11 protein-coding genes and 2 pseudogenes are annotated in these 11067 nt (G+C 49.4%); 4 read left to right on the top strand and 9 right to left on the bottom strand.

What is annotated here, in order from left to right; all coding sequences use genetic code 11:
- The first annotated feature begins 46 nt into the window (after nt 1-46).
- Both K3169_RS09620 and K3169_RS09625 read left to right on the top strand, forming a co-directional pair.
- On the top strand, nt 47-1126 hold the full coding sequence (locus tag K3169_RS09620) for a sel1 repeat family protein (RefSeq protein WP_263271213.1): 1080 nt from the start codon (nt 47-49) through the stop codon (nt 1124-1126).
- 15 nt (nt 1127-1141) lie between these two features.
- Nucleotides 1142-1267: a hypothetical protein gene (locus K3169_RS09625; protein WP_263271214.1), complete on the top strand. Its 126-nt coding sequence runs from the start codon at nt 1142-1144 to the stop codon at nt 1265-1267.
- A gap of 18 nt (nt 1268-1285) precedes the next feature.
- Here the strand turns inward: K3169_RS09625 and K3169_RS09630 are convergent, their stop codons facing one another.
- Entirely contained in the window at nt 1286-2311 is a 1026-nt protein-coding gene (locus K3169_RS09630; protein ID WP_231676844.1) for a hypothetical protein, read from the bottom strand.
- A gap of 154 nt (nt 2312-2465) precedes the next feature.
- On the opposite strand from K3169_RS09630, the pseudogene K3169_RS09635 reads away from it, so the two are divergent.
- Together K3169_RS09635 and K3169_RS09640 are read left to right on the top strand one after the other, a co-directional pair.
- Nucleotides 2466-2736 (top strand): annotated as a pseudogene (locus tag K3169_RS09635) (RHS repeat-associated core domain-containing protein); the annotation flags it as partial.
- 297 nt (nt 2737-3033) lie between these two features.
- Nucleotides 3034-3459, top strand: a complete 426-nt coding sequence (locus K3169_RS09640; RefSeq protein ID WP_263271216.1) for a hypothetical protein — start codon at nt 3034-3036, stop codon at nt 3457-3459.
- Between the two features lie 171 nt (nt 3460-3630).
- Here K3169_RS09640 and K3169_RS09645 read toward each other — a convergent pair whose 3' ends face one another.
- The 8 genes and pseudogenes from K3169_RS09645 to K3169_RS09680 all read right to left on the bottom strand — a co-directional run bounded on the left by K3169_RS09645 (nt 3631) and on the right by K3169_RS09680 (nt 11051).
- Nucleotides 3631-4155, bottom strand: a complete 525-nt coding sequence (locus tag K3169_RS09645) for a hypothetical protein (protein ID WP_263271218.1) — start codon at nt 4153-4155, stop codon at nt 3631-3633.
- A 19-nt stretch (nt 4156-4174) separates the two neighbouring features.
- Nucleotides 4175-5116: a PoNi-like cognate immunity protein gene (locus K3169_RS09650; protein WP_263271220.1), complete on the bottom strand. Its 942-nt coding sequence runs from the start codon at nt 5114-5116 to the stop codon at nt 4175-4177.
- A 5-nt stretch (nt 5117-5121) separates the two neighbouring features.
- Nucleotides 5122-5769: a hypothetical protein gene (locus K3169_RS09655; protein WP_231676848.1), complete on the bottom strand. Its 648-nt coding sequence runs from the start codon at nt 5767-5769 to the stop codon at nt 5122-5124.
- Nucleotides 5770-5877: 108 nt separating this feature from the next.
- Complete coding sequence (locus K3169_RS09660; protein WP_263271221.1) at nt 5878-6618, bottom strand: hypothetical protein; 741 nt, start codon at nt 6616-6618, stop codon at nt 5878-5880.
- A 19-nt stretch (nt 6619-6637) separates the two neighbouring features.
- Complete coding sequence (locus tag K3169_RS09665) at nt 6638-7579, bottom strand: PoNi-like cognate immunity protein (protein ID WP_263271222.1); 942 nt, start codon at nt 7577-7579, stop codon at nt 6638-6640.
- A gap of 5 nt (nt 7580-7584) precedes the next feature.
- Nucleotides 7585-8496: pseudogene (locus tag K3169_RS09670) on the bottom strand (hypothetical protein); the annotation flags it as partial.
- A 193-nt stretch (nt 8497-8689) separates the two neighbouring features.
- Complete coding sequence (locus K3169_RS09675; protein WP_263271224.1) at nt 8690-9631, bottom strand: PoNi-like cognate immunity protein; 942 nt, start codon at nt 9629-9631, stop codon at nt 8690-8692.
- 7 nt (nt 9632-9638) lie between these two features.
- A complete protein-coding gene (locus K3169_RS09680) occupies nt 9639-11051 on the bottom strand; it encodes a hypothetical protein (RefSeq protein WP_263271226.1) in 1413 nt (470 codons plus the stop codon).
- Nucleotides 11052-11067: the final 16 nt, after the last annotated feature.

Here is an 11067-nt window from a genome sequence, read left to right on the forward strand (position 1 = left end):
ATGCGATATGGCTGCGGGGGTGGATCAGGACAAATTGGAGAGTTTGATGCATCCGGCGTTGATTAATACGTTGCCTGGTAAGTTTAAATCGAAGTTTTTTTGTATTTTCCAAATGATCAAGTTTGCAATGAAAGGCAACGAACGAATGAAAAGTTATGGTTTTAAATTTTTAATCCTGTTCATTCTAGGGACGAGCCCAGACGCTTTTGCTGTGGAATGCCCGACACATGACTTTGTCGAGTTTATCAAAGAGTTCTCTACGAACCCGGAAGTACAGAGGGCCTTCACCGCCTCCCCGGTGGTCCAGCAGACGGTTGATCAGAGAGGATCAGCTTATCGTATGGTGACGAGATCGTTGGAAACACTTGATGCCTTAAACCTTTTACCACCGGCATTCGAAAACGCTCAAAAGCCAAACCTGAACGTGACGGTTCAATTGCCGAATCAAGTTTATATACGTGACAACAAAGGCAAGTTTTTGAAGATACTCACCTTCAATCATAGAGATTGCTGGATGTTGTATCACATTGAAAACTGGTCACTCGAAAAAGTGCTCGATGCTCAAGACCCGAGCGGTAAGCTTTCGTTGGCAGCAAGAGCCTTTAAGCGTGGGGAACTGTTTAATCAGTTGGCCATGGAAACCCAGTCTGAGTCATCAGCTCAACTCTACCTATCGGCATTCGACAGCTATCTGGACGGTGCAGAGCAAGGTTCTGCAGAGGCCGCATTTGCTGCGGCGGCAATCAGCTTGTCTGGCCAGGCACCCCGTCTCGAAAACACGAAGATTCTTGGGCTGCTTATCGATGCTTCCAAGAGTGTTCCTGAGGCAGGTTTGGCATTGGCCGACTTCTACTGTAATGAGGGGGAGAGCGAGGAGACGCGAGCGTGTTTGAACCCCGAGAAATCGCTGGATGCTCTTCTAACTGCGGCACGTTCAGGTGCTCCTTCAGCGCTGATCCAGTTGGGAAGCACCTATGAAGTCGGCGCCATTGTCCCGAACGATCTACCTAGAGCGATGGCCTGTTATGAGGAAGCCGAAAAAGGAGGGCACGAAGCCGCGTACTCAAATGTGGAACGGCTTCGCAATCAGGGTATTAGCGTGGATAACGACACTCACTGTTTTTAAAGCAGGACGTTTCTGATGAGCATTGGATTACTCGACCCGCGCGCCAATTACCCTCACTCCGGTTATGAGTACGGTTATGGGAGCGTTGGTAACAGCGATGCCGATGTTGACGGTGGCAAAGAGAGTGTGGGATTTTTGTAATGCGGCAAAGCCCGCTGTTCAGGGCAGCTTCAAGCTGGGTAAAGCGGCTTTGCCTTGTTCGGTCAGCACTGGTTCCAATTGCTCCCAAGTGAAGGACAAGTCGTTGTCGCAGCCGTCTCCTGTGGGACGGGTTGAGAGTTGCAGGCCTTGAGTGTTGAAGCTCAGGTGAAAGGTTGAATAGCTGGTGATCGCCGGGCAGCCTTCATCGGTGTCGGTTTGCTTGGCCAGCCAGACACTGAATGTGGCCGGTAACTCCACATGGCCGGAGTAAGCGTCGTACCACTCCTGGCGTCCGCCGAGCCATGTCCACGGGTCAACGCTTTCGCCGGTTTGCAGGTTCCAGGAATGCAGGCCCCAACTGATGCCGCTGGCCCCGTAGCCCGCCGCCCAGCGGTAGAACTTGACGGTGATGAATTTCGATGACCAATACACCGGCCTAACGTCGATGTCGCTGGTATACGCTGAGCCATTTCTACCCAGGTATTCACGGCGCTCCTCGAAGTAGTAGTCCTGATCCTCGTCGTTGGCAGCCAGGGCGGCGAGTTGCTGGTTAATCTTCTGAATCGCCGGGCCGTCACCTTCTAACTTGATTGTGACCTGAGCGCCTTGGGTCTTGAGTAGATACGAGTGGTTTTCGAAGCTTTTCTTCTCGGCCTTGATCGGCAGAGGCGCGGCTTCCATAGGCGAGTTGTAAGCATCGCTGCCGCAGCCGTCCGCGCTGATGCGCTGCAAGCTGAGTGGCAGTGGCTTGCCGCCCTTGGTTTTACTCCAACCGCCTGAGAGCGTATCACCCTGAGGTTTTTGCAATGCCCAGAAACCGGTGTTGCCTTCTTCCACCCACGGCGCGTTTTTGCTGGCTTGGGTCAGTTGAATCGGCTTGAGGATACGTTGGTAGTAGTAACTGCCATGCTCGCCATCGGCGCGGTTGAAACAGGCGGTGACAGTGGATTTACCCAGCGTGCCCTGCCAGACGCCCGCAAGGTCAGCGGCGAAGGCAAGAAAGGGCGTGGCGGCGAGGGTAATAACAGCGAGGGCCTTGAGCACGGGTATCTGACTTCCGGTTGTCTGATAAAGGCCGCTAGTGTAATGGGAAGTGTGCTGGGATTCCAACGAGCGAGGCGTTGTGAGGCGGCTCGCCCGGCTAAACGAAAAGGGTGGCGACTGCGCGTGGGTTAGCAGATCAGGAATCAAGTCTTAGGGTAGCGTCGCCAAGCTGGAAATCACCGAGATCGACACCCCGCTGCGCTTTCAGGGCAGTACTTCGATGCGGAAACGAGGCTGCATTAAAACCGGCACCCTACTACAATCCCACCAGCGCACGGTATTTGACGCCTGACCCGATCTAGCTGGCAGGGGGGAATGGGTATCGGTATGTGCCTTACCCTACGGGGTGGTTGGATCCGTTAGGGTTGGCGGTTATTAAAGGTAATTGCCCTGGTAAAAACGAGACACTAGGTATTCAAAATACACCAGTCCAGCAAATGATAATATCCACTCTGAGTATTTTGAGTCGGCGAGAAACCAAGCGCTGAAGTGTCTAGACTTGAATGGGGCTTTAGCCGGAAAACCGACAATGGCAAAATGTGGTAGCACCGCAGGCACGCCAACAGGAATGCAAACTATAGATGGTAAAACCGGCTACCGCTTAGAGCATGACGAAAGGAGCGGTGCCCCTATAAATGTATGATCTGGAAAACAAAGGACCTACACTTTACATTTGAAGGCTCCATCAAAACTTTCTTAAAAATTACCCGGGTATTTATAAAATGAGTTATTTTGATGACGACCTACAGTATTTTTTTTCGCAGAACTCCATACAGCATTATAAGTTGGACAGAAAGCTACATGATTACTATACCAAGTCACTTAACCAGGCTATCCCATTCAACGGCTCAACGCCTGACTGGTCAAAATTTAAGAAACACCTGACCATGTCAGTAGGGGATATTAATATCGCAATCAATAATTTATCCTCCCTCATCAGTGACCTAAATAATAGCACAGCAATCGTTCTCGGGGATTCACTTCTTGACGAGGCTTATCTAGTGGATACCATTGAACTAGGACTTTATCTTGGCGCCTTGGCTGAAATCCCTCAGAATAGCTATGTATTCCCTGAAAATCTAGACTGGATAATTTGTATAACTATTTACGGAGATATCCACTTCGGCCAAGCTCTAAACCTCAACTAAGACCTGGGTGGAAGTCCAACTAATTTGTCCTCACGCAGGCCGACGATGCGCCGCACTTCTGTCGCTTTCGTATGGATGCACGCAGCGGCGATGCAACGTTAATCGGTATTAGCGATGCCTACGACAACCGCCTGACCATCCACCATGATCGTCATGGCCCACCGAGGGGCTTCATCGTATCTGGTGGATCCCACGTTTTTTAAGGCGCTCTGGATACAAATCCAAGCCGCCAAAATGAAATAGATGGTATTGCGAAAACGCTCTTGATTGCGGAAATCGCAAGCGCGCTGCTTGAGCATTTTGAATGCGTGCGTCCATGCTCTCGGCATGTCCGTTATGCAAGTTGAACACGATGGCATTGGTCAGGCAGTGAATGGTCGAGCAGCCTTTTACCCCTGTGATGATTTCGTCCAGTTCAGCCGTCAGGTTTACCGCGTTGAATACCTGTTTGAGCAGTTCTTGCGGGCTGGTTTTAATTCGGCATTCTTGCAATACGAAGCGCAGCAGGTCGATCAGTACCGTGGCGTAGCGTTGCGGGTTTTTGTTGACGATGCGCAGGCTTTTTTTCAGGGCGTCGCCCCGTCCTGGATTCCAGCCGATGACGGCGTTGACCGGATAGTGCATTACTGATGGAGCGCTGCGATCTTCGCCGCTTTCACTGTCCATCAAGGCTGTACCACCCACGTGATCATTCATACCTGGCGACCTGCATGACTCAATTCTCACCCGACCAATACCAAAGCGTGTCGCCCCATTTCGAGTCGCTAATACCAGGCATGACTTCGCCTTGCTGAAAGTGACGTCTTGAATTGGCTTGTGCGGGGGTGAACCAGTAGCCTGTTTTGCTGCAGGGGTCGCCAGCGACAACGCGGTTGACTTGAGTGTCATTAGTATCTTGGTAATTTCTTGCGTACTCGACCAGATCTTTGGGGTAGACCATATGATCTATCTTGCTATCATCTATCCCATATAAAAAAGCGATTGCACCGGCTTCGATGGCCCAGTAGCCTACATAATTACCTTCTTCTCCCTGAAGGTGAGTGTCGTGCCAAGGGGCTTGCTTGAAAGCCGGGTACCACTGATCACAATATTTTTTTAGAAACGTAGACGCGCTTTCTTTGCTATCCGCATAAATCACTCGAATCAAATCAGAATAAACCTCATGAAACCACTGATCTACATCCTTCCTATTCGGAAGCAGTTTTACAAGAAGATCTTCATATAGAGTGTCGCCCCCGGCATAGCCAGCAACATCTATGAGACGTACAAATCGCTTAAGCAGGTCTGTACGATGTAGCAGAATACAAAGTCCTATGACCTGAACACATTCCTCATATTGATCAGGCCAGTCATCGATGGCTAACGGGGATATATCAGAAATCCCCTCAGATATTTCAAGCCTTGACTGCCTGCTTTCATATTTATCTATTAGATCTTCAAGCATGGGAGTTAAACATGCTATTTCCTCACCTGCGGTGTAAGCTGCCAACATCCTATCCAAAGAAAGTTCTTGAAAATATGCTGAACGCAGCGCAGCCTCTTCTTCAGGCGAGTCAGATTCAAATGTGTTGGTCTCAAAAAATTTGACGACCTCATCGTGCTCCCTTAAAAAATTTCTATAGTGATTTTCACTAAAAAACTTTTGTCTTTTTTTCACGTCAGTTATACCTCAATTTCTAACGAGCTCAACGCACCGTATTTTTTCGTCAACGATCTCTTACGCTTATTCACGAAACCTTTCACTTCATGATCAGAGTAATGAAACGCGCTATGATTTTGGTGGGCAGTCTCATCCAAACCATTAAGCTGCGCACTGGCATGTTTTTTAGGGCTCATACTAGTATGATACAAGGGAGCATAAAACAGATGGCGACTGTAGGAGCCGTTAATCTGAGCCATCAGGCTTCGTCCAGATACAGCTTTATCTATATTGATCCTAATCCACTCTCTACTCATCTGAACCATCAAAAGCCTTCTTCTTTTAGTGGATACCTCTTCATGCCTAGTGAAATTTCCACTTCTTTTTCCGCTGCTTACAGTCTTGCCATCACCGCTTATCACAGGAGTATCGACCTGCTCTAGCGGCTCGATTAACTCACTTGGATCAGCCAAGCCTGAGACACCCAGTTTGGACGCAACCCCCGGCTTACGCGAATTGTTCAACTTTCGCATAAACTTGGGCGCATCTTCATCTCGGCTTGCCTTGGCTTCAACAATCGCAAATTTCTTACCCCCATTGTTGGCAGGATCAGCTCGCCAAACGGCATCAATCCCCGGCCCATTCGCTCCATCAGTCAGCTTGTAAAGCACATGTTTTGCCTTGAGGCTCCCACCCGCCGATACCTGTTCCGTTAGCGCCGTCGTTTAACTTGTAAAGAATGTGCTTTCCCTTCGGACTGCAACCTTTAGAAAGCTTCCCTAACTTGCTCCCTCAAGCCCACTCCCATCCGCGCCTTTGTCGTGTCCGTCCCAGTCTTTACCCCAGCCAAACTCCCCGGCGCAGATGTAATCGGCAATGTGCTCGCCGCTGACACCCAGGCCTTCATTCAAAATACTCGAAGAGGCTTGAAGGCCGACTTTTGAGGCTTCAACCTGATTTGAACGGGTGCTGCTCGCGTTCTCCTTACCTTGTGCTGCGACGGCTGCGTCTTTGTTGGCGGGTTTTTCGGCTATTTTCGGGTGGCTTGAACCCGAGGACGCCGCATCGCTGTTGCGCTGCATGCCCCTCCATTCGCCCCGTTGCTTCTCAACGATGCCGATTATCGCTGGCATGTTGTCGCGGGAGGCGGCGAGGGCGGTGACCACGGAGGTTTTGGCCCAATTGGGCAAGCTCTGAAAGGTCGAGGAGCCTTTTACCCCTGTGATGATTTCGTCCAGTTTAGCAGCCAGTTTCCCAGCCTGTAATACTTGTCTGCGCAGTTCTTGCGGGTTGGTTTTAATTCGGCATTCTTGCAATACGAAGCGCAGCAGGTCAAACGGTACCAAGGTGTAGCGTTGCGGGTCTTTGTTGCCGATGCGCAGGCTTTTTTTCAGGACATCGTCTGGTTCTGGATCCCAGCCGATGACGGCGTTGAACGGATAGCGCATTACTGATGGAGCGCTGCGATCTTCGCCGCCTTCACTGTCGATCAAGGCTGTACCACCCACGTGGTCATTCATACCTGGCGACCTGCAAGACTCAATTCTCACCCGACCAATACCATAGCGTGTCGCCAAATTTCGAGTCGCTAATACCAGGCATGATCTCGCCTTGCTGAAAGTGACGTCTTGAACTGGCTTGGGCTGGGGTGAACCAGTAGCCTGTTTTGCTGCAAGGTTCGCCTGCGGCAGTACGTTTGGTTTGAGAGCCAGCTTCACCTGTGTAGTTTCTGGCGTATTCGACCAAGTCTTTTGGGTAGACCATGTGATCTATTTTGCTATCGTCTATGCCGTATAAAAACGCAATTGCGCCGGCTTCTATTGCCCAATAACCAACGTAGTTTCCATCTTCGCCTTGTAGATGAGTATCATGCCAAGGGGCTTGCTTAAATGCGGGATACCATTCTTGACAGTAATTCTGTAGTAGGCTTGAAGCTTCCGTTTTATCGTCGGCATAGATCGCCCGAATTAAGGGCGAGTAAACATCGTGAAACCATTGATCTACATCCTGCCTGTTTGGCAGCAGTTTAACAAGTAAGTCTTCGTATAATGTATCGTCGCCAGCGTAGCCTGCATTGTCTAGTAACTTTACGAAACGCGTAAGGAGGTCTGTGCGATGTAATAAAATGCAGAAACCTATAACTTGTACGCATTCCTCATATTGGTAAGGCCAGTCATCTATTGCTAGCGGAGAAATGTCATGGATATTTTCGTACTCTTCTAATGTGGTTTGCCTGGTCTCGTACTTCCCTACTAGCTCCTCGAGAAGCGGGATCAAAAATGTTATCTCCTCTCCTGCCGTGTATGTAGCTAGGAGCCGATCCATTGCAAGTCTCTGAAAGTGTCTGGAGCGTAGCGCTGCTTCCTCTTCCGCAGTATCAGACTCAAATCTATTTGTCTTGAGAAAATCAATTACTTCGTCATGCTCTCTTAGAAAGTTTCTGTAATGGGTCTCACTGAAATATTTTTGTCTCTTTTGCATTGTAGTTACGCCTCTATTCTTAAAGAGTTCAATGCGCCATCTTTTTTGGCTAAAGACCTTTTACGTTTATTCACAAAGCCTTTCACCTCAATTTCAGATTAGTGAAAGGCTTCGTGGTTTGCGTGAGTGGACTCATTAGAACCCTCCAGCCGCGCGCTTGCATGCTCTTTAGGGCTTTGGCTTGCATGGAATAAAGGAGCGTAAAAGAGATGGGGGCTATGAGAACTCATCACTTTAGCCGCAAGGCTTCTTCCACAAACAGCGCTGTCAATGTTCTCTTCTATCCATTCACGAGTCATCTGAACTAATAAACGCTTTCTTCTTTTGTTAGAGCTTTCATCATGCTTGATTTGTTTACTTCCCTTTTTGCCGGTTTTCACGAAGGGCTTACCTTTACTATAGTTAGTTGTATCTTGTTCTATTGGTTCGATCAATTCACTAGGACCACTTACTCCAGACACTCCCAGCTTTGATGCTACACCAGGCTTTCGGGTATTGTTATGCTTGCGCATAAACTTCGGCGCATCTTCATTACGACTCGCCTTATCTTCGACAATAGCGAATTTCTTACCGTCATTGTTGGCCGGATCAGCTCTCCACACAGCATCAATGCCCGTCCCATTCGCACCATCTGTCAACTTGTAAAGCACGTGCTTCGCCTTCGGACTACCACCCGCTGACAGTTTCCCCAACTTACTCGCACTCGGCACCCCCTCAAGCCCACTCCCATCCGCGCCTTTGTCGTGTCCGTCCCGGTCTTTACCCCAGCCAAACTCCCCGGCGCAGATGTAATCGGCAATGTGCTCGCCGCTGACACCCAGGCCTTCGTTCAAAATACTCGAAGAGGCTTGAAGGCCGACTTTTGAGGCTTCAACCTGATTTGAACGGGTGCTGCTCGCGTTTTCCTTACCTTGTAAGGTGTAGCGTTGCGGGTCTTTGTTGCCGATGCGCAGGCTTTTTTTCAGGACGTCGTCTGGTTCTGGATCCCAGCCGATGACGGCGTTGAACGGATAGCGCATTACTGATGGAGCGCTGCGATCTTCGCCGCCTTCACTGTCGATCAAGGCTGTACCACCCACGTGGTCATTCATACCTGGCGACCTTCATGACTCAATTCTCACCCGACCAATACCATAGCGTGTCGCCCCATTTCGAGTCGCTAATACCAGGCATGACTTCGCCTTGCTGAAAGTGACGTCTTGAACTAACTTGGGCTGGGGTGAACCAGTAGCCTGTTTTGCTGCAGGGTTCGCCAGCGACAATGCGGTTGGTTTGGGATTCTGTTGCGCCGCCGTAACTTCTGGCGTATTCGACCAGATCCTTTGGGTAGACCATGTGATCTATTTTGCTGTCGTCGATGCCGTAAAGAAAAGCAATGGCTCCCGCCTCGAAAGCCCAGTAACCAGCGTAACTACCCTCATCACCATCCAAGTGTGAATCGTGCCAAGGGGCCTGCTTGAATGCTGGATACCATTGTTTACAAAATCTTTCAAGCAACTGCGACGCTTCCTTTCGCTCATCCGCATATATAGCCTGAATCAAGGGAGTGTAGACATCATGATACCATTCATCTACCTCTTCACGTCCGGGTAGAAGCTTGCGCAGTAAGTCCTCGTAGAGAGTATCTTCACCGTTGTACCCTGCGCCATCCAGAAGCTTGACAAACCTTTTTAAAAGATCTGTTCGATGAAGCAGGATGCATAGGCTGAAAACTTGAACGCATTCCTCGAATTGATATAACCAATCGTCAATTGCAAGGGGTGAAATATTTTCAACACCCTCAAGAATTGAGAGCTTGAGTTGATGATCCTCATACGCAGACACAACATCTTCGAGTAGTGGTACGAGCACGGAAATTTCCAATCCCGCTGAATAACATACAAATAGCTTCTTTAGCTCCAACTCTCGAAAATGGCTAGCCCTCAATGCCGCTTCTTCCTCGGTAGAGCTAGACTCGAACTTGTTATACTCAAAGAAAAATTTTGTCTCTTCGATATAATCAAAAAAGTTTTTATACATATTGTCGCTGAGAAATATTTGTCTCTTCTTCATAATAAGTTTACTCAATATTCAGCAAAGATAATTTCTCATATTTCACCGCAATAGATTGTTTCCGCTTTTGCACAAAGGATTTAACCTCTCGGTCATGATAATGAAACGCAGAATGATTGGCGTGACTCGTTTCATAACTATTGTTTAGGCGAGCAAATGCATGATCTTTAGGGTTTTGTTTAGGATGATACAGAGGAGCATGAAATAGATGGCGGCTGTATGAAATTAGGACCGTGTAGATCAATGTTTTGGGTACTGCACTTTCATTATTAGCTCTTATCCGCTCCAAGCTTATTTGAAGAATTTGTTTTGGTTTTTTTATAGAGTTATTTTTTTTAACAGTAGGCGCGGAAGAATTTTTGGATCCTGAAAATTTGTCGGTTTTCCTTGCAGAAGGGGCCTCAAGCTCCAACGTCTCCAGTAACTCACTAGGACCAGTAGCACCCGAAATACCTAATTTTGACGCTACGCCAGGCTTCCGGGTGTTATTGGCTTCACGCATAAACTTCGGGCCGTGCTCGTTGCGACTCGCTTTAGCTTCAACTACGGCGAAATTGTTCCCATAGTTTGTTGCAGGATCGGCTCGCCATGAAGCATCAATGCCTGTTCCATGAGCACCATCGGTCAATTTGTACAGAACATGACGAGCCTTAGGACTCCCACCCTTTGACAGTTTCCCCAACTTACTCGCACTCGGCACCCCCTCAAACCCACTCCCATCCGCGCCTTTGTCGTGTCCGTCCCAGTCTTTACCCCAGCCAAACTCCCCGGCGCAGATGTAATCGGCATTGTGCTCGCCGCTGACACCCAGGCCTTCGTTCAAAATACTCGAAGAGGCTTGAAGGCCGACTTTTGAGGCTTCAACCTGATTTGAATGGGTGCTGCTCGCGTTCTCCTTACCTTGTGCTGCGACGGCTGCGTCTTTGTTGGCGGGTTTTTCGGCTCTTTTCGGGTGGCTTGAACCCGAGGACGCTGCAGCGCTGTTGCGCTGCATCCTTTTCCATTCACCCCGTCGCGTCTCAACGATACCGACTATCGCTGGCATGTTGTCGCGGGAGGCGGCGAGGGCGGTGACCACGGATGTTTTGGTCCAATTGGGCAAGCTCTGAAAGGTCGAGGAGCCTTTTACCCCTTCCAGTTTAGCCGCCAGTTTCCCAGCCTGTAATACTTGTCTGCGGAGTTCTTGCGGGTTGGTTTTAATTCGGCATTCTTGCGCTACGAAGCGCAGCAGGTCAAACGGTACCAAGGTGTAGCGTTGCGGGTCTTTGTTGCCGATGCGCAGGCTTTTTTTCAGGACGTCGTCTGGTTCTGGATCCCAGCCGATGACGGCGTTGAACGGATAGCGCATTACTGATGGAGCGCTGCGATCTTCGCCGCCTTCACTGTCGATCAAGGCTGTACCACCCACGTGCTCATTCATACCTGGCGACCTGCAT

This window comes from Pseudomonas phytophila, assembly GCF_025643095.1.
Lineage (GTDB): Bacteria > Pseudomonadota > Gammaproteobacteria > Pseudomonadales > Pseudomonadaceae > Aquipseudomonas > Aquipseudomonas quasicaspiana.